This is a genomic window from Rhizobium sp. YTUHZ045 (assembly GCF_051124255.1).
Classification (GTDB): domain Bacteria; phylum Pseudomonadota; class Alphaproteobacteria; order Rhizobiales; family Rhizobiaceae; genus Rhizobium.
In genome coordinates, this window is record NZ_CP101433.1 from 804248 (window position 1) to 823227 (window position 18980).

The following is an 18980-nucleotide window of genomic DNA, read 5'->3' on the forward strand; positions in this document are numbered from 1 at the left end:
AACCTCTTCGCGAATGGCCGTGATAGCCAGATCATCGAATAAAAGCTGACTAAAATAATCATCTTATGTTGACAAGCTCCACTTCGCTCCATAGGTTCCGCCCGCATCCGTGACGTAGGGACCAAGCAATGGCGCGTGTTTTTTTGAATGTTTCTAATAATGTATCGCGAATTTACAGAGACAGCCTTTGTGCGACGACCGCGATAGTCCTGATCGGCATTGCAGCATCGCCGGCTGCTGCCCAGAGCGCCTCCGCAGGTGACACCGCGACGACACTGGAGCCGATCGTCATTCAAGGTGCAGCCTCTGATAGCAAGACCGACCGGACGTCGGTCACCGCCAAGAACAGCGCGGGCGCGACCAAGATCAACACGCCGCTTGTCGAGACGCCGCGTTCGATCTCGGTGACGACGGAGAAGGAAATCGAGCAGCGCGGCGCCCAGTCGGTCATCGAGGCGGTGCGTTATACGGCCGGCGTGACCACCGGGCCGAACGGCTTCGATCCGCGTTTCGACCAGATCTACATTCGCGGCTACAATGCCACGACAGTCGGCGATTATCGTGACGGATTGCGCCAGCCCTATATCAATTACGGCATGTTCCGCACCGATCCCTATCAGCTGCAGCGCGTCGAGGTGATCAAGGGGCCGGTATCCGTTCTCTACGGCTCGGGATCGCCGGGCGGCCTCGTCAACAAGATCTCGAAGCTTCCGACCGAAGAGCCGATCCGTGAAGTCGGCATTACCTACGGCACCAAAGACCGGGTGCAGGGGATGTTCGATTTCGGCGGGCCGATCAGCGAAGACAGGGACGATTTCCTCTATCGTATCGTCGGCCTCGCCCGCCGCGGCGACACCAATTTCGATATTGCCGACGACCGCTATTTCCTGGCGCCGTCGTTTACCTGGAAGCCTGACGAGGGCACGACCTTCACGCTCTACGGCCTGGCGCAGTCTGACGAAACCGACGCCAATGTCGGCGCGATCACCACTGTGGACGGCAGGATTCTGGATCTGAGGGCGAGCGATCCCGACTATGACCACCAGAAAATCAAGCAGCAGCAGGTCGGCTACCAGTTCGAGCATGAATTCGACAACGGCCTGACCTTCCGGCAGAACCTGCGCTATTCGCATCTCGATCTGGAGGCCCGTTACCTCGGCGTTACCAGCTGGACGGGGACCGTCGCGCATCGCGGCACGAATGCGATCCGCGACGAAATGAACGTCTTTCAGGTCGACAATCAGCTCGAGGCGAAGTTCGATACAGGTTCGCTTGCGCATACAATGCTGTTTGGGCTCGACTACACCAATCTCAAGTCGAGCTTTGGCTATGGCTTCGGAGCCGCCGATCCGGCATTCGACTTCGATATCGCCAATCCGACTTATGGAGTCTCGGGCACCACGCCGGACTATAATTTCTTGGCTTCCGATGCCGACATGCGGCAGCTTGGCATATACGTCATGGACCAGATCGAGGTCGGAAACTGGCGCTTTAACCTCGGCGGCCGACAGACCTGGGTGAACCAGACGCGAGATTCGACCTTGCCCTCGGTCAGTTCGGAGGATGTCGACAAGAACGCCTTCTCGGTACAGGCAGGCGCGCTTTACCTCTTCGACAACGGCATCGCGCCGTTCGTTTCCTACGCGACCTCCTTCGATCCGGTCACCAACCGATCGGCAACCAACACGATTCTTCCGCCGACGAAGGGCGAGCAATACGAGGTCGGCGTTAAGTACCAGCCTCCCGGCTCCGATATCCTGCTCTCGGCCGTCGCCTATCACATCGTCGAGCAGAATAAGCCGAGGCTCGCCGACCCGCTGACCTTCGCCTATGACTCTCAGGGCGAGGTGACCGGAAAGGGTATCGAGCTTGAAGCCCGCGCGGCGATCGCCGACGGTCTCGATATCATTGCTGCCTACACCTACAACGACTCCGAAGTGACCGGGGGCAACAACGTCGGAAACACTCCGGCCATCACCCCGACCCATGTTGCGAGCCTGTGGGCGAACTACACTTTCCAGGAAAGCAATCCGTTCAACGGTCTGTCGGTTGGCGCCGGCGTGCGCTACATAAGTGAGACCTGGACGGATGTCGCCAATACCTCGAAGAATCCAGCAACTTTCTACGTCGATGCATCCGCCTCCTATGATTTTGGCGCAGTCGACAAGAAATACGAGGGCCTGACGGCTGCCTTCGCCATCCGCAACATCGCCGACGAGCGCGAAACGGTTTGCGAAGAGGGCTTCTGCTATCTCGGCCAGGGCCGCAACATGACCGGCACCCTGAAGTATCGGTGGTAGGCATGGCGGTGGAGATGAACGGGCCCTCAGAGCGTCCTTCGATCGCTGATCATTCCGTCGCCCACCAGGCCGTCGATCTTGACGGCCTGGTGGGCGACGGCCCGTTCGCCTATTGCCGCGGCAAACTGCTCGGTACTCCCTCGCAGGCGGGCTTGGTCGTTCCCTGCCGGGATCTCGGCGATCGCGACGTCTTTGACGGGATCATCGCCCGCTATGCTCAAAAGTTTCCGGGCAGCGATCGCCGCGCGATCGTCTCCATGTGGACGCTCTATTATTTCAGCATGCTGACGATCGCCCCGAGCGTCCACATGTTCGTCAACCGCATCGCCCTGCCGTTGGAAATCGACCGGCTGTCGCTCGTTTGCAATGCTGAGACGGGCGAGCCGGAAGCATTCGTGATGTCCGGCAGTCCCGAGATTGCCGTCGATCCGGCTGCCGAGCTTCACCGGCTGATGCTCGGCCATGCCGAGCCCGTCATTTCGGCGATTGCCGCCAATTCCGGCGTGGCGCCGAAGCTTCTCTGGAACAATGCGGCGGCCTACCTCTCCTGGATCCTGAAAGAGATCGCTCACCGCCACGAGCCCGCCCTCGTCGAAGGCGGTCTTGCGCTGCTGAATGATGCTGAGTGGCCGGACGGCGGGCGCAATCCGATGTTCGGCATGATCCGCATGGCGCGCCAGCAATGCGGGTTGGAATTCGCCCGCCGCAAGGTCTGCTGCCTGCGTTATAACCTGCCTGGCGTCGGCGGCTGCGGCGAAGCCTGCCCGCTGCCGGACGGACGGCATTGAGGCCGATTAGAATTATGCGGCGGCGTTTGACATGGTCTTTGCCTGCTCGGCATATCGTGACGGCGGCAATCCGACAAAGCGCGTGAATGCCGTGCTGAACGCGCTTGCGGAGCCATAGCCGACGCGCTCGGCGATCTCCTGAATTCCGATATCGCGTTGCCTCAGCAGATTTTTGGCGAGCGCCATGCGCCATGATATCAGATACTCCATTGGCGCCAGACCCACAGTGCGGCGGAAGCGGTTGAAAAACGCCGACCGCGACAGGGCCGCCTCTCGGGCAAGCTGCTCCACCGTCCATTCCCTGGCCGGATTTTCGTGCAGCCGACGGATGGCCAGGGCAAGATGTGTATCGCTCAGACCCCGCAGGATTCCGAGCGGCGCTTTCTCCCCGGCATTCGAGCGCAGCGCCTCGACAAGCAAGACTTCCAATAGCCGCGCCAGGATCATATTCTTTCCCGGCCGCTCGGTGCGGGCTTCGTCCGTGACGAGCTGTACGATCGCCGACAGTCTGCTGTCGCCGCGGATATGAATGATCCGCGGCAGCAGGGAAACCAGCAACGCCGCATCAGGCGAGCCGAAAGCGAAGTGGCCGACAAGCAGGCGTGCATTCGGAGTCCCTTCGGGATCGCCGTGACGGGTCTCTTCAGGAAGCATCGTGACGGTGAGGGGATCGATGCCGGGCGATAATCCGTCGTCCAGGCTCGACATCATGAAGGCATGGGCGGCCGGGATCAGGATGAAGTCGCCTTGGCGGAGCGTGATATGCTCGTCCTCCGCGCTCAACCGCGAAGAACCCTCCAGAACGACGCAGTAGAAGGGCTGACCTGTCTCCTGGCGCTCCACGCGCCACGTCCCTGCGCCGCTGGCGAGCTTTGAATGCCGCGCCGCTGGCTGCAGCAGCGTCACCATATCAGCCAGCGGGTCGCTCAATCGATACTCCTGATAACGAAACAGAGACGGCGCATGATATGCAGTACGGTAGTCGCCGTCTACCTCTGTTGCTGTCAGAATGGATAGGAGACAGATATGAAGACCGTTCTTGTTACAGGATGCTCGTCGGGGTTTGGGCTGGAAATTGCCAGGTTCTTTCTCGCGCAGGGCTGGAAGGTGATCGCCACCATGCGAACGCCGCGCCAAGACCTTCTGCCGCCTTCGGACCAACTCAAGATCGTCGCGCTCGATGTCACGAGCCCTGAAAGCATCCGCGCTGCCGTTGAGACCGCTGGTCCTGTGGATGTGTTGGTAAACAATGCCGGCATCGGCTGGCTCAACGCGGTTGAGGGAACGCCGATGGAGATCGCCCGCGAGATTTTCGAGACGAACACGCTTGGAACGATCGCGATGATGCAGGCAATTCTGCCGCAGATGCGGGAGCGGCAGGAAGGCATTGTTGTCAACGTTACGTCAAGCGTAACGCTCAAGCCGCTCCCGCTCATCTCGGTCTATGCGGCCAGCAAGGCCGCAGTGAACGCGTTCACCGAATCTGCCGCGCTCGAGCTCGAGCCTTTCAATGTGCGTGTGAGGATCGTGCTCCCGGGGCGCGCGCCGCAGACGCGGTTCGGCGATACGGCGCGCTCACTGATTGAACGACAGGGCGGCTTCCCGGAAGCCTATTCGTCGGTCGTCGCAGAGGTGTTCGCATCGTGGGAGCAACAGTCGGCGACCGCCCTGACACAGCCCGTCGACGTCGTCGAGGCGGTATGGCGTGCTGCGACCGATCCTTCCTCTCCATTGCGCATCCCTGCAGGGGCCGACGCGGAAGCATTGGCGGGATGAAGGCGGTGTCTCAAGGCCGCCGGCGCAGAACGAAAAGCAGCATCGGCGCCCCGACCAGCGCCGAGATCAAACCGGCGGGAACCTGATAGGGGAAGGCGATCATGCGGCCGGCCCAGTCGGCGATGACGAGCAGGGTTGCGCCGATGACGGCGGCCGCGAGGAGCTGGGTCGAGGGGCGGCGAAGGCCGAGCCCATGGGCAAGCTGCGGCGCCATCAGCCCAACGAAGCTCAAGGGGCCGACGACAAGCGTGGCGGCCGCCGTCATGATCGCCGAGAGCCCGAAGAGGGCACCGCGCGCCGGAGCGATCCTGAGGCCGAGTTCGCTCGCCGTCTCCGGTCCGAGCTGCAGCAGCGCAAGCCAGCGGCTTGCGAGAAAGGCCGCGATGAGACAGGCAAGCGCAATCAGCATGGCGCCTGCCGCAACGCGGTTGTCGATGAAATAGGTCGAGCCCGACATCCAGCGGACCAGAGCCAGGCCGCGCGGATCGCCGCTTGCCGCCAGCACGCCGATCCCGGCATCGAGGATCGCGCCGAAGGCGATGCCGGCGAGCAGCACGCGGTTCGGGCCGAAGTCTGAACGGGCGCTCAGGAGGAAGATCAGCAGCAGCACGCCAAGCGCGCCGCCGACGGCAAAGGCAAGCTGTACGGTCAGGCCAGGTGCGGCGAAGGCGAACATGGCGGCCGCGACGCCAAGCGTCGCCCCGGCCGAAACGCCGAGCACCTCGGGGCTCGCCATTTCGTTTCCGGTCAGCCGCTGCAGTATCAGTCCCGTCACGCCGAGCACGGTTCCGGCGCCGAAGGCGGCGCCGACCCGCGGCAGGCGGAGGGGGAGGATTTCATTCCATGAGGCGGCGGGCAGCCATGTCCACGCGCCATCTGATGCCCGGCCGAAGAAGATCGCGGCGATCGCCAATGCGACGACCGAGGCGAACAGCAGGACCAGGGAGGACCCTTTGCTGCCGATCGCGAGCCGTGGTGAGGTCATGCCGGGGAGCGTGCGTGAGGCTGTTGCAAGGCGTGGAAGCAGAGCAATCAGGATCGGTCCGCCGAGCAATGCGGTGACGGCCCCGGTCGGCACGAAATCGCCAGGAGCGAGGAGCTTGATCGCCTCATCGGTCAGAAGAAGAAGGCCGGCGCCTGCTATGGGCGACCAGATCAACTGGCTGACGACCCGGCGTGCGCCGGCTAGCCGGACGATCTGCGGGGCGACCAGCCCGATGAAGCCGATGACGCCGACGGCACTGGTGACGAGGGCGCTCAGCGCAATCGCAATCGCTATGATAAAGCCGCGCGCCCATTTGATCGGCAGACCTAGGCTCGCTGCGCCGGCATCTCCGAGCTGGCTCAGCGTCAGCGGTCTCGCGGCGAGGAAGGCGAGGCCGGCGACGAGGGCGACCTTGGGCAGCAGCGACAGCGGGATCGCCCAGCTTTGCTCTGACAGAGACCCGGCGCCCCAGATGAAGATCCCGGAGAGATATTGATCGTTCATCAAGATCAGAATGGCCGCCGCTGCGCCGCACCAGAGGCCGATGATCATGCCCGACAGGATGAGGGAAAAAGGCGAGAAGCCATGCCGGGCGCTGATCGAAAAGATGGCGAAGGCGACAGCGGCACTTCCTGCGAGCGCGACCGCGTCGCGGCTCCATCCCGCCAGTGAGGGAAAGGCGAGCATCACGGAAACCAATGCCAGATTGGCGCCGGCCGAGACGCCGAGCGTCGTTGGTGAAGCGAGAGGATTACGCAGGACCTGCTGCAGGATCGTCCCAGAAAGTGCAAGGGCGGCTCCCGTGATCAGGGCCGTCGCCATGCGCGGCAGCGTGGAATAGAGAAGCAGAAGGTGCTGGGCGTCGTATTCGCCTTTGGTTTCGATATGCGGCAGCGCCGGCAGGAGATCGAGCATCGCAAGGCTGAGGCCTGAAAACAGCAATAGCGCCGCAAGTGCCGGCGCGCCGAAGCGGGAAAATTCAGCCTTCATCGGGCGGCAGTCTCCAGAACATCGACCATCAGTGTCGAAAAGCGCAGCGCCTCCTGGACCATTCCAAACATCAGGACGCCTGGAACGACCGAGATCCGCTGCCGCCTGACGAAGGGGAGGCTCGCCCAAAGCGGGCTTTCTGAAAGCCGGGTCAGGACATCGGGCGGAAGCAAAGGCGACACGACGACGAGGTGCGCCTGTTCATCGAGTTCGGCGAGCTGTTCCAGTCCGATCGTCTGAAATCCCCAGTAGCTGGCCTCGCCCTTCCAGCCATTCTCAAGGCCGATGCGCCGCATGGTGCCGCCGTAAAGCCCCGGGCCGCCGTAGATGCGCGCATGCCTCTGATCGACGAAGTTGATAACGGCGACAGGAGGCGCGGACAGGCTCCTCACCCTCTCGCGCAGCCGCCCGAACGTGGCATCGGCGCGGGCGAGAAACGCCTCCGCTTGCCTCTGTCGCCCGATCATGGCGCCGAGACGCCGCGTTTCGGCGTAGGAGCGGTCGAGCGCATCGCCGTTCTCGGCATAAACAGTGAAGGTCGCGACCGGCGCGATTCGGGAGAGTTTTTCATCCAGCGCCGCCAGGAAAGGCGTGCTCAGGATGAGCGATGGCCGGAGGCTGGTGAGGACTTCGAGATTGATCTCGAATGTAGTGCCAATGTCGACGACGCCTTGCGGCATGGTTGGCTCGACAACCCATTCCGACCAGTTCCTGAGCGAGGCGATCGCTCGCGGGACGCTGCCGAGCGCCAGCATCGTCGATGCCAATCCGTAATCGAGCGACACGACGCCGTTATCACCGGCGCGGGCCATGACGGGTGCGCTCGTCATGGCCAGCGCGCTCAGAAGAAAGTCCCGTCGTCTCAAAGCGCGGCCTCGCTCGGCTGTTTTCCGGCGAGCGGCTTGATCATGAACAGGCACGGATGGTCCTCGTGCCAGAGTTTGGCAAACACCTCCGCCCTGACGAAGCCGTTCCGGTCGTAGAAGCGGCGCGTCGCCTCGAATTGCGGCTCGTCGCGGCCGCGCGGCGCAAGCGTCTTGACCGTCAGCAGCCGGGCGCCCGATTTCTGGGCGAAGCCTTCGGCAGCGTCGAGGAGATGTCGCCCTGCGCCCTGGCCGTGGTATTCCGGCCGCGTCGCGATCAGCGCAATTTCGACGGCATCAGGCAGGTGCGGCTTCAAGGCCATCAGCGCGGTGACGACATCCGCTTTGATATAGCCGAACACCGGCAACTTCTCGATCGCCTGGGCGCTCGCTTCGATGACCTCGGACTCCGAAAACCAGTCGGGCAAGGCACTCATGATCGATCGGCAGAGTTCCGCCTTGCCGGTCAGGATCTCAACTGTTCGTCCCATTTTTTTCTCGCCTTCAGCCCGGTGGATTTAAACTTGACTCTTGTTATCACCTTAAAATAGACACTGCAATCACATCGTGCACATCCGCTTTGAAAAAGGAGCGCCAAGGCCGAACCGACCAGCAAGACAGAGCCTGATTTTCCATTCGTAAAAAGGTACAGGACAATGCGAGCATCGCATCGTGATGTGAACGGGAATGCGGTTGTCAACGCAATGATCGAAAACAAGGATAAGCTCCTGAAGACGATCGAAAGCGTTCTCAAATCAAGGGCATACTCCGAGGACATATTTCAGGACGGAGTCATCAAGGCTTATGGGGTCAATGTCGACGGTATTCGCTGCCCCATCGGCTATGCCTTCCGGATGGTCTATAATCTTGCACTGGATGAGAGCCGCCGCCAGCGCCATCAGACGAACAACCACAGGTCGATAGATCAAATCCGGGAGATCACGGCTCCCGTCCCAACGGTGCTTGACCAGCTCGTTGCCGCAGAGACCCTGCGTGACGTGCTGGCTTCGCTCGAGACGCTGCCGAAGCGCACCAACGACGCCTTCATCCGCCACCGCCTGAACGGCGTGCCGCAGAAGGACATCGCGGCCGAACTCGGCGTCTCCAGGACCCTTGTTAATTTCATGATCAAGGCGGCGGAGCAGCATTGCCATTCGGCGATCACCGACTCCCCTCGTGCCGATCACGAACATCGGCAGGATCCTAGCGCCGCGCGGCGTGCAGCGCCTGCTGCAGGTCGCTCCAAAGCAGTTCCGGTTCTTCCAGTCCAACGGCGAAGCGAACCGTCTGCTCGCTCACGCCGAACCGGATGAAGGTGGTCATCCGGTCGGGAATCTGCAGCGCCACCTTGGCGGGGACCACAAGCGTTTCCGGCCCTCCCCAGCTGACGCCGAGGCGGATTTCGTGCAGCGCATTGACAAAACGCGCGACATCTATGTCGGGCGTGAGGTCGAAAGCGAAGAGCCCGGCATAACCCGACAGCGTCGCCCGGCCGGGATGGTCTTGAAAGGCCGGGTGGCGAACGCGGGCGATGTCGGGATGCTGTTTCAGCCGGTCGGCGAGCAGAAGTCCGCTGCGCTCATGCTCCTTCAGCCGGACGCGCAGCGTGCGCATGCCGCGCAGCAGGAGCCAGGCCTCGAAGGGCGAGAGCTTGGCGCCGATATAGGGGTAGGAGGTCGAGTTGATCCTGGCGATCGCCTCTTTCGTGCCGACGACGACGCCGGCGACCGTATCGCTGTGGCCGCCGAGATATTTCGAGGCGGCGTGAATGACGATATCGACGCCGTGCAGGATCGGCTTCTGGAAGAGCGGCGTCGCCCAGGAGTTGTCGATGACGGTTGTGACACCCGCCTCCTTTGCCATGGCCGACAGCGCCGTTATGTCCTGCAGTTCGAAGACGAAAGACGTCGGGTTTTCGAGATAGAGAAGCTTGGCGCCCGACAGCGCCTTGCGGACCTCGTCATGGTCGGAAGGATCGACGAAATCCACCGTGACACCGAGCCGGCCGAGCAGCTTCACCAGCAGGCGGTAGACATCGTTATAGAGGTGGCGGACGGCAACGACCCGGTCGCCGGCTTCCACGAGGGTGAGAATGGTCGCGGTGATGGCGGCCGTTCCGCTGGAGAAGGCGCGCCCATCCTCCGCGCCCTCGAGGCGGGCGACCAAAAGTTCGAATTCGCGAACGGTCGGATTGTCGCCGCGCGAATAGATGTAGTTGCGCGCCCGGCCGGCGAAGACATCCTCCATCGCCTCGTAACTGTCATAGGTGAAGAGCGAGGTCTGGAAGATCGGCGGCGACACGGCGTTGAAGGCCGAGGGATCGACGGGCGTGAAGAGATCGTCGGCCGCTTGGTCGCCAAGGTCGCGTGGGCTGAAGGACAGGTTCATGATGATCCTCTCAGGGGCAAAAGCTGGGATAGGGACGGAGTGCGGTCAGATCACCGGCCGAGCTCTGCCGGAGCGCGCTGAGTGATCTCGCCAGGCAGAAGCATGACAGCAGGCCGGTGAGCGACGAGGCCAGAAACATGGCTGCGAGCAGGCCTGAAAAACCGAAGAAGGGCGGCAGGAAAGCAAGCAACGGAAAGAGAAGATATCCATATTGCGCCAAGCCTACGGCAAGGGCGGCTTTCGGCCTGCCCTGTGCTTGGAAGAGGATCAGCACGGTCTGCCGGAGGCCGAACAGCAGGAAGGGGAGATGGGTTGCGACGATCGCCTGGCCTGCGATCGATATCACGGATGCATTGTCGGTGAAGAACGAGGCAAGGTGCGCGGAGAAGATGATCGCCGTCAACCCGTAGGCGCCGCCGACCGCGCTCGTGACGGCGGTTAGCATGCGGGTTGCCGAGAGCACCCGTGATATATCCCCGCGGCCCCAGGCGAAGCTCAGGATGGACTGCGCGCCCAGCGAAATGCCCATGACGGGAAGTGCGCCGACCGCAAGCAGCCGCAGGGCGATCCCGACTCCGGCAATGCCGTCCTCGCCACGATAGGTGCCGGCGAACGACAGCATCGCGGCGATTGCGCCAGCGGTTGCGAGGCTCGTCAGTGTCGTCGGCGCGCCCACGGCAAGGACCGGCCTCAGATGCCTGACATCGCCGAGCCGCCAGCAGAACGTCAGCCGGATCGTCCCGAGCCGTCTCGCATGATAGGCGCCGTAGATTGAGAGCGCCACGAGCTGGGAGAGGATGGTCGCCATCGCCACGCCTTGCAGCCCGAGGCCGAAGCCGAAGATCATGATCGGGTCGAGAATGATGTTCAGCGCAAAGCAGGCGACCAGCGTCCACATGCTGAAGCGGGCATTGCCCTCGGCGATCGCCAGGAAATCGAGAATGATCTGCGCCATTGTCAGCGGGATCGAGACCGCGATGATGAGGAGGTAATGCTGCGCAAGCGGCTCGATGGCTGGCGTGGCGCCGAACAGCAGGAAAGATGGGAAGGTAACGATTGCGGCCGCGCTTGCCGCGCTGAAGGCGATGCCGGCGGCCAGGCTGACCGAGGCCAGCGTACTCGCCCTCGACCGGTTGCCGGCGCCGAGCGCCCGCCCGACCTCGGTTGCCACGCCGACGCCGATGCCTTCGCCGAAGGCTGCGACGAGCATCAGGATCGGCAGCACGATCATGATCGCGGCGATCTGATCCTCCCCGATCGTGCCGACGAAGACCATGTTGATCGTGTGATGGGCGGCATTGATCGACAGGCCAAACATGGCGGGCAGCCCGAGCCGCAGCAGCAGCCTGAACAGGTGCGGGCTGGCGAGATCTTCCGGCGCAAGCCGTCGTTTCCGCACGCTGCCGCTCATCTCGCTCATGTCGTTCATGATGCGGGCACCCAGAGATGATCGCCGAAGAAGCGCTCGCGAGTCAGCATGACGAGAAGCGCCCGTTTGTGCGGAAAATCGAAATGCTTGATCTTGGCAAAGCCCGAGCGGTCGAGATTGCGGATCTGCTGCTCGTGGCTGGCGCGCGGTTCGCCGACGATGCATCTCGTGCGGGGATCGTCGAGGAAGATGAAATGCATCAGCGAGGGAAGCCACGCGCTGATCCATTTCTTGCCGCGATAATCGGGCTCGCCGATCGCGACATGCCATCCGCGATCGTAATCGTCGGCATCGTAGTAGGGACCGAGCCGGTTTTCCTTGGCCCAGTAGACCTCGAAATAGCCGAAGGGAATGTCGGCGAAACTGCCGATCAGTGGCAGGACATGCGGATCGGCGATCCTCTCCTCCAGGATCTCCCGGTGCTTGTCGATCGAGCCCGCATCCTCCCAGATCGTGTTGACCTGCTCGTTGTTCATCCAGCGATGAAAGGCCGCAAGATCGGTCTCGGGATCGGCCACTCTGAAACTGATGTCGCGCTCCAGCCACGGAATGAAGCGCTGGTAGACCGTGCCCTTCGGCTTTGCCGGCCGGCGCGGATGATAGCGCCCCGCGGTCATCTGCTGCACCGGCGGCAACGGATAGGACATCTGCGGCAGCCACAGCGAGGGCCATTGCCAGAGGATCGCGGAATCGAGCCGTCCATCGGTGCCTGAGATGTGCCGGGGAAGGCTGGCCTGATGGCCTTCGAAAGCGACCGATTTGATCGACCGATCTTGCGCCGTCACCGCTTCGGCGGCTGCCATGAGAAGCTCGGCCGATTGCACGGGATTTCCCTCGTAGAAGGTCAGCGAGGCGATGCCGGCTTCGACTTCGAGGGCGACTTCGTGATTCCCGTGCACGGTGTGGAGATGGACGATATTGGGGGCGAGCCTGACATAGCTGCGCGCCTGTAGAGCCCGCCTTTGCTTGGCGGCGTCGAAATCCATGATGTTCTCCTTGATCGGCAGGGCTTTTGATGCTGCGAGCATGAAGCCCGCTCCTGCGGCGATTTGAGAGAATGACGATCCATCCCTGGGCGGATTTAGGGGTAAACGAAGAAAAAAATTCTCAGCAATTTTCTAAACTCCAGCAGGCGGGATCCGTCATTTGCGCATGACGTCAATCTCTGCAGGAGCTTCGAATGGACAATCTTGAGCCCCGCGACGATCTCTGGATCGTCGTCCACGACACCGAGCATCACTACTCGGTCTGGCCGCAGGACAAGCGCATTCCGGTGAGCTGGCAGCCAGCGGGTTTTGCCGGTTCGCGCCAGGAGTGCCTCGCCCATATCCGTGACATCTGGGCCGATCCTCGCCCGCTTTCCCTGCGCTCGGCCATGGCAGCCGATGCGCGTCTCTGAAACCGTCCGGATGGCAAGATGAACAAGCAGATCACCAATTTCGCCGATGCCTGCCCGACCGATGCGGCAATGGATACCGACTTCGAAAGCTTTCCGCTGACGATCGCGCAGAAGCGCATCTGGTCGCTGGAGCAGATCGGCAATTACACGGTCTTTCCCGATCAGGTCATCGGGCTGCGCTTGGGCGCCACGACCGGCGTCGAGACGATCGCCGGCGCCTGCCGCGCGCTCCTGGCTGAGAACCCGTCGCTTTCCACTCGTTTCCGCCGGCTGGCGGGCGGCCGCATCGAGCAATATCGCGGCGCGCCGAACGCGGTGCCGATCGAAATCCTCGGCAAGGAAGGAGCGGCTCTTTCCGAGGCTGAAGCCTTGGCAGCGCGAAAAGCCTTCCGCGACAGGCGCTTCGATCTCCTGGAAGGGCCGGGGGCGCGCATCCAGATCATCCTGCTGCCCGATGGGCAGTCGCTGCTGACGATCGTGCTGCATCCGATCATCTCAGACGACCGCGCAAAATCCGTTCTTGCCGCTTCGCTGGCGCGCATTCTCGATGGTGAACCCGCCGGCGATGTGCAGCCGGCGGAAAAATCGGCGGGAATGCGGGAGGAAGAATGGCTGGAGACGGATGAAGCGCGCGAAGCGCTTGCCTATTGGCGCGACACGATCGGTCTCGACTACGCGGCCTCGACCTTTCCCACCCGCTTCAACAGCGGCGGGCTTGCCGGCGTGGCGCGTGCTGAGCATCGGTTTGCGATCGAGCCCAACCTCTGGGCCAAGCTCGAACGGCATGCACAGAGCAAGAGCTGCCAGATCGAGCGCGTACTTCACGCCGCCTTCTGCGCGCTGCTGGCGCGCTACAGCGGCAACTATGCTTTGCTGACCGGGCTGCTGATCGCCCGCCCCCGCACCGAGCATTTCGCCAGCCGCGGCCGCGCCGAACAGGTTCTTCCCCTCGTGCTTTCCCTGACCTCCCGGCACTCTCTCGATGATGTCGTTGAGGCAATCTCGTCGGTGACGCAGGAGGGGCTTGCCCGCCTCGTGCCGCTGGAGCGCATCACGCAGGAATTGGTGGTCGACGAAGCGGCCGCACAGGAAGCCGTGGTCAAGGCGCTGTTCGAATTCCGCGAGCCCTATCCGGTTCCGAGGCAGGCGACGAACCTGGAACCGCTGGGCGCCCGCGCCGATAGCGAGCTTTCCCTCGTGATCGAGGCTCGCACAGATGGCGCCGCGTACGGGCTGATCGACTATGCTCAGGATCTCTACGACGGCGCCCTGATCGCCCGTGTCGCCAAGCATTTCTGCCTGGTGCTGGAGCAGATCGTCGCAAAGCCCGATCTCAGGATCAAGGATATCGAGCTCATGGGCAGCGACGAGCTCGACTGGCTGTCGGCGCCCTATGAGGATGATGTCGTCAACGACGACCGGCCGGTGCACGAGCTGATTTCGGCCCATTCGCGCCGGACGCCTGAGAAGACGGCAATCGTTTATGGCGACGAGGAGTGGAGCCATGGCTGGTTGGAGGCGAGCACGAACCGCCTCGGGCATCGGCTGCGGCAGCTCGGTGTCCGCGCCGAAGTGACGGTCGCGATCTTCATCAAGCGTTCGCCGGAGGCGATCGTTGGCATTCTCGCCACGCTGAAGGCGGGCGGTGCTTACATCCCGGTCGAGCCCGACCATCCGCCGGCGCGCAACCATCACATCCTGCGCGATGGCGGCGTTAAGATCGTTCTCACCCATAGCTGGCTGCGCCATCGCCTGCCGGAAGAGCTCGACGCCATAGTTCTCGAACTCGACAAGCTCGATCTCGACGGCGAGCCGGATACGCCGCTCTACGTTCCCACGCACAAGGACCAGCTCGCTTATGTCATGTACACCTCGGGATCCACGGGATTGCCGAAGGGTGTCGCCGTCGAGCACGGGCCGCTGACGCATCACCTGCAGAATACCTCGCGCGTCTACGGCATGAGCTCGGAGTCCCGCGAGCTGCCCTTCCTGCCCTTCAGTTCGGACGGCGGCCATGAGCGCTGGATGAACCCGCTGATGGAAGGCGGCAGCATCATCCTTCCCGACCAGCCGCTCTGGACGCCGGAAGAAACGCTGACGGCGATGCGCAAGCATGGCGCCAACAATGCCAGCATTCCCACGACCTATCTGCAGCAACTGGCGGAGTGGGCTGACATTTCCGACGGCGCGCCGCCGATGCGGCTCTATTCCTTCGGCGGCGAGGGGCTCGCGCAATCGACCTTCGATCTTCTGTCGCGGGCGCTGAAATCGGAATGGCTGATCAACGGCTACGGTCCCACGGAAACGATCATGACCCCGATGGTCTGGAAGGTGCGGGCCGGCACCAGGTTCCAGGGCGTCTATGCGCCGCTCGGACGCGCCGTCGGGCTCCGGCGCGTCTATGTGCTCGATCCCGACCTCAATCCGTGCCCGATCGGCGTGACCGGCGAGCTCTATATCGGCGGCGAGGGCATTGCCCGCGGCTATCTCGGCAAGCCGGATACGACGGCCGACCGCTTCATTCCCGACCCCTTCTCCAAGGAAGGCGGGCGGCTCTATCGCTCCGGCGACCTGACGCGCTGGCGCGAGGACGGAACCGTCGAGTTCGTCGGCCGCGTCGATCATCAGGTGAAGCTGCGCGGTTATCGCATCGAACTCGGCGAGATCGAAGCAGCACTCCTCCAGCAGCCCGGCGTCGGCGAAGCTCTGGTCGTGCTGCGCGACGACGATGCCGGCGAAAAGGCGCTGGTCGCCTATGTCGTGCCGAAGAAGGACGAGAGGCTCGACGTCGGGACGGTCCGCGCCGGCCTCGAACGCCGCCTGCCGTCCTACATGGTGCCGGCGGCCGTGGTCGAACTGGAGAAGATGCCTACCAATCCGAACAGCAAGCTCGACCGCTTCGCGCTGCCCGCGCCCCAGCCCGTCAAGCGCGCCATCGCCGAGCCGGCGACTGCGCTCGAAGAGGAGGTGCTGGATGTCTGGCGCCAGGTTCTCAAGCTGGAAGCGATCAGCGTCGAGGACAATTTCTTCGCGATCGGCGGCAATTCGCTGGGCGCGATCCGCATCCTCACGCAGCTGCGGCAGCGCCGGCCGAAGGTTCCGCTGACCGTTGCCGATATCTTCAACAACCCGACCATCCGCGCCTTTGCCGGCGTGATGGAACAGGGGGAGGAGCGAGATCTCTCCGAGGTGATCGTGCTGCGCGCTTCAGGGGCCAAGCCGCGGCTCTATTGCTTCCCGGGGCTTCTCGTCAGCACCCGCGAATATGTGAAACTCGTCGATTATCTCGGCGCCGACCAGCCGGCGACTGGCTTCATTTGCCACTCGCTGTCCGAGAAGAAGGAAGTCGGCGCGCCCGTTGAAGAGATCATCGAGAGCTATGTCGATCACATCAGAACGCATAGTAAAGGTGCGCCCTGCTACTTTCTCGGCTGGTCCTGGGGCGGGCTTCTGGCCTATGAGGCTGCCCGCACTCTCGCCAACGAGGTCGACGTCCGGACGATGGCGATGGTCGATGTCTGCGATCTCGGATCGGAATTCGCGATCGGCGCCAAGCCGCGCTTCCGGCCGGACGAGCGCGACGCGCTTCACCGGGACGTGCAGGCATGGCTGCAAAAGACCGCGATGCGCCCGGAATGGGACCGGCTGCTTTCGACCATGGACGCCGATACCTACGAGCAGTTCCTGCGCTTCGTCGGCGACGAGAAGGACCCGCTGCCGACCGACGGACCCGATATCAGCAGCCGCGAACATACGTTCTGGGTGCTGATCGACAATGCTCTGATCTTCCGCAAGCATCGGCTCATTCCCCATGACGTGCCGATCTATCCCTGGGCAGCCGACGACAGCCTCAATCGCGGCCTCAACCTGATCGATTGGCGCCGCCTGTCGCCGCGGGCGCACGCGGCCGAGATCATCACCGGCACCAACCACCTGCACATGATCGGGTCACCCGCCTTCCACTCAAGACTTGCCCTGCGTCTCAAGGAAACAGAGAAGGATAACGCATGACCGTCGCTTTTACCCGCAGAGATGCCCTGAATGAGCCGCTCGATCTTGCCGGCATCGGCATCGGTCCTTCCAATCTGAGCCTTGCCTGCCTGCTCGAATACGTGCCTGAGATGCGCAGCCGTTTCTTCGAGCGGCGAGTCTCGTTCGACTGGCATCCCGGCATGATGATGCCCGGCGTCGAGCTGCAGTCGTCCTTCCTCAAGGACCTCGTCACCCCGGTCCTGCCGACCAGCCGCTGGTCCTTCATCTCCTATCTGGTCGCCCATAAGCGGCTCTACGCCTTCCTGAACGCCAATTATGACGCCGTCCCCCGGCAGGAATTCGCGCGTTATCTCGCCTGGGTCGCCAAGGGCGTGGAAGGTCTGCGGTTCTCCGCCGAGATCCGCGACGTCGAGCACCGCGACGACCGCTTCGTCCTGCGCTTCGACAACGGCCAGGAAGAAGCGCGCAACCTGGTGATCGGCACCGGGTCCTCGCCCTTCGTGCCCGACTGGGCAAAACCCTTCCTGGGTGCGGATTGCTTCCACAATAGCGAGGCCAAATCGCGCCTCATCGATCTCGGCGCTTCCCGCATTGTCGTGGTCGGCGGCGGCCAGAGCGGCGGCGAGGTGGTGGAAGCGCTGCTTGGGGACCCTGGCTCGATGACGGAACTGACCTGGATCAGCCGGCGCCATAATTTCGAGCCCATCAACGATACGCCGTTTTCGAACCAGGTCTTCTCGCCGGAATATGTGCAGGCCTATCTGAAGCTCAGCAGCGAGCAGAAGCAGGCGGCGCTGAAGAACTCGATCCTGACCAGTGACGGCCTGTCGATTTCGACGATCCACTCGATCTACCGCCGCCTCTATGCGCTGCGTTACCTTGAGCAGAGCACGCTGAATGCATCTTTGTCGCCGAACCGCGATGTGATCCAGATGGAGCGGAACGGCAATGCCTATCGGCTCATCGTCCGCAACCATTTCGATGGCGGGATAGAGGTGCTTCATGCCGACGCGGTGGTGCTGGCAACCGGCTACAGGTTCCGTTTGCCGGATGCGCTCGGATCGCTAAGCGAAAGGATCAGCCTCGACAGAAACGGCTATCCCATCCTGAACGACGACTACACGATGCAGTGGACAGGCCCGAGGACCAACCGCCTGTTTGCGCAGAACGCCGGCCGATACTCGCACGGCATAGCCGACTCGCAGCTCAGCCTCATGGCGTGGCGTAGCGCCAAGATCGTCAACACGCTTCTCGGCCGGCAGCATTTCGATGCCGAGCCTGACAATGCTCAGCTGGTCTGGGCGACGGAGGCAGCTTCTGCCATGTCGCATCAGCTCCGGGCCGGCCATTCGGACGGCATGCTGTCATCCTGAAACGTCAGGACATGAATGCTGGGGGCGCGAAATTGTGAGTGGACGGCCAGCGCGGCGACGTGCTGGCTGCCGCTCTCGATCAGGCGGTGATGCCATTGCCGGTCCGGTGCGCCGCTCTGAACCATGACAGGGATGCCGTCCTGCCAGGAAAAGGCGACGCTGCGGGGATCTTCACGCAAGCCTACCCCGAGTGCCTTGAGATGGCTCTCCTTGAGCGCCCAAAGGGCAACGGCTGCACGCGATCGTTCGCCCGGAGGCAGTTGATCGAGCCAGTGCCGTTCGTCCAGGCTGCAATAGCTCTCCATGGCCGCCGCTTCGATTTCGGCGTCGGCGCGTTCGCAGTCGATCCCGACGCGCTCGCATTCTGAAGTGACGGCGACGGCCACCAGCCCGTCGGCATTGGAAAGGCTGAACTGCAGCCCGTCGCGACCCTCGGCCCTCAGCCTGCCGTACGCATCCGCATGCAACAGCAGCTTGTCAGGCTGCGTCTCGGTATGCGCGCTCAGCACTTGCCGCAGCAGACAGCGGCCGGCGATGAACGAGGTCCGGTCGCGCTCGAAGCGATAGGTCGCGGCGCGCTCCCGCTCATTCGGTGAAAGCCACTGCATCCAGCGCTTCTCGCCGCTGTCGTTCTTCGGATATTTCCAGAGCACGACATCGATGGCGGCCGGTTGATTTTCTGATTGCTGCATCAGG

General features: G+C 62.8%; 15 protein-coding genes. 7 read left to right on the forward strand and 8 right to left on the reverse strand.

Features of this window, described 5'->3' with window-relative positions; translation table 11 throughout:
• Positions 1 to 128: 128 nt before the first annotated feature.
• Positions 129 to 2300 (forward strand): TonB-dependent siderophore receptor, encoded by a 2172-nt coding sequence (locus tag NMA58_RS26065; protein WP_183698466.1) that lies wholly within the window; start codon positions 129 to 131, stop codon positions 2298 to 2300.
• A gap of 2 nt (positions 2301 to 2302) precedes the next feature.
• Complete coding sequence (gene fhuF, locus NMA58_RS26070; RefSeq protein ID WP_434713748.1) at positions 2303 to 3088, forward strand: siderophore-iron reductase FhuF; 786 nt, start codon at positions 2303 to 2305, stop codon at positions 3086 to 3088.
• Positions 3089 to 3100: 12 nt separating this feature from the next.
• Here fhuF and NMA58_RS26075 read toward each other — a convergent pair whose 3' ends face one another.
• Complete coding sequence (locus NMA58_RS26075) at positions 3101 to 4018, reverse strand: AraC family transcriptional regulator (RefSeq protein ID WP_434713749.1); 918 nt, start codon at positions 4016 to 4018, stop codon at positions 3101 to 3103.
• 96 nt (positions 4019 to 4114) lie between these two features.
• On the opposite strand from NMA58_RS26075, the gene NMA58_RS26080 reads away from it, so the two are divergent.
• Positions 4115 to 4864, forward strand: coding sequence for an SDR family oxidoreductase (locus tag NMA58_RS26080; protein WP_434713750.1), 750 nt, complete (start codon positions 4115 to 4117; stop codon positions 4862 to 4864).
• A gap of 10 nt (positions 4865 to 4874) precedes the next feature.
• On the opposite strand, the gene fhuB is transcribed toward NMA58_RS26080, so the two are convergent.
• Genes fhuB through NMA58_RS26095 form a run of 3 tightly spaced genes read right to left on the reverse strand, consistent with a single transcriptional unit; the run spans position 4875 to position 8193 of the window.
• Positions 4875 to 6839, reverse strand: a complete 1965-nt coding sequence (fhuB, locus tag NMA58_RS26085) for a Fe(3+)-hydroxamate ABC transporter permease FhuB (RefSeq protein WP_434713751.1) — start codon at positions 6837 to 6839, stop codon at positions 4875 to 4877.
• Positions 6836 to 7669, reverse strand: a complete 834-nt coding sequence (locus NMA58_RS26090; protein WP_434713752.1) for an iron-siderophore ABC transporter substrate-binding protein — start codon at positions 7667 to 7669, stop codon at positions 6836 to 6838. Before NMA58_RS26090 ends, fhuB begins: the two co-directional genes overlap by 4 nt.
• Before the next feature lie 32 nt (positions 7670 to 7701).
• Positions 7702 to 8193 carry a GNAT family N-acetyltransferase gene (locus NMA58_RS26095; protein WP_434713753.1) on the reverse strand — a complete coding sequence of 164 codons (492 nt, stop codon included), beginning with the start codon at positions 8191 to 8193 and terminating at the stop codon, positions 7702 to 7704.
• Between the two features lie 165 nt (positions 8194 to 8358).
• Here NMA58_RS26095 and NMA58_RS26100 point away from each other — a divergent pair, with 165 nt between their 5' ends.
• Positions 8359 to 9015, forward strand: a complete 657-nt coding sequence (locus NMA58_RS26100; RefSeq protein ID WP_434713754.1) for a sigma-70 family RNA polymerase sigma factor — start codon at positions 8359 to 8361, stop codon at positions 9013 to 9015.
• Here NMA58_RS26100 and NMA58_RS26105 read toward each other — a convergent pair.
• From NMA58_RS26105 to NMA58_RS26115, 3 genes are read right to left on the reverse strand one after another with little or no spacing between them, the layout of a single operon-like run.
• Positions 8906 to 10090 (reverse strand): PLP-dependent transferase, encoded by a 1185-nt coding sequence (locus tag NMA58_RS26105; protein WP_434713755.1) that lies wholly within the window; start codon positions 10088 to 10090, stop codon positions 8906 to 8908. The two genes, NMA58_RS26100 and NMA58_RS26105, sit on opposite strands and share 110 nt — an antisense overlap.
• A gap of 10 nt (positions 10091 to 10100) precedes the next feature.
• Positions 10101 to 11519 (reverse strand): MATE family efflux transporter, encoded by a 1419-nt coding sequence (locus NMA58_RS26110; protein ID WP_434713756.1) that lies wholly within the window; start codon positions 11517 to 11519, stop codon positions 10101 to 10103.
• A complete protein-coding gene (locus NMA58_RS26115) occupies positions 11516 to 12505 on the reverse strand; it encodes a GNAT family N-acetyltransferase (protein ID WP_434714406.1) in 990 nt (329 codons plus the stop codon). The genes NMA58_RS26110 and NMA58_RS26115 overlap by 4 nt, the downstream gene beginning before the upstream one ends.
• A gap of 194 nt (positions 12506 to 12699) precedes the next feature.
• Here NMA58_RS26115 and NMA58_RS26120 point away from each other — a divergent pair, with 194 nt between their 5' ends.
• From NMA58_RS26120 to NMA58_RS26130, 3 genes are read left to right on the forward strand one after another with little or no spacing between them, the layout of a single operon-like run.
• Entirely contained in the window at positions 12700 to 12918 is a 219-nt protein-coding gene (locus NMA58_RS26120; RefSeq protein WP_434713757.1) for an MbtH family protein, read from the forward strand.
• An 18-nt stretch (positions 12919 to 12936) separates the two neighbouring features.
• Positions 12937 to 16929, forward strand: a complete 3993-nt coding sequence (locus tag NMA58_RS26125) for a non-ribosomal peptide synthetase (RefSeq protein ID WP_434713758.1) — start codon at positions 12937 to 12939, stop codon at positions 16927 to 16929.
• Positions 16926 to 18284, forward strand: coding sequence for a lysine N(6)-hydroxylase/L-ornithine N(5)-oxygenase family protein (locus NMA58_RS26130; RefSeq protein ID WP_434713759.1), 1359 nt, complete (start codon positions 16926 to 16928; stop codon positions 18282 to 18284). The genes NMA58_RS26125 and NMA58_RS26130 overlap by 4 nt, the downstream gene beginning before the upstream one ends.
• Here the strand turns inward: NMA58_RS26130 and NMA58_RS26135 are convergent.
• Positions 18242 to 18976 carry a 4'-phosphopantetheinyl transferase family protein gene (locus NMA58_RS26135; RefSeq protein WP_434713760.1) on the reverse strand — a complete coding sequence of 245 codons (735 nt, stop codon included), beginning with the start codon at positions 18974 to 18976 and terminating at the stop codon, positions 18242 to 18244. The genes NMA58_RS26130 and NMA58_RS26135 overlap by 43 nt on opposite strands.
• Positions 18977 to 18980 lie beyond the last annotated feature (4 nt).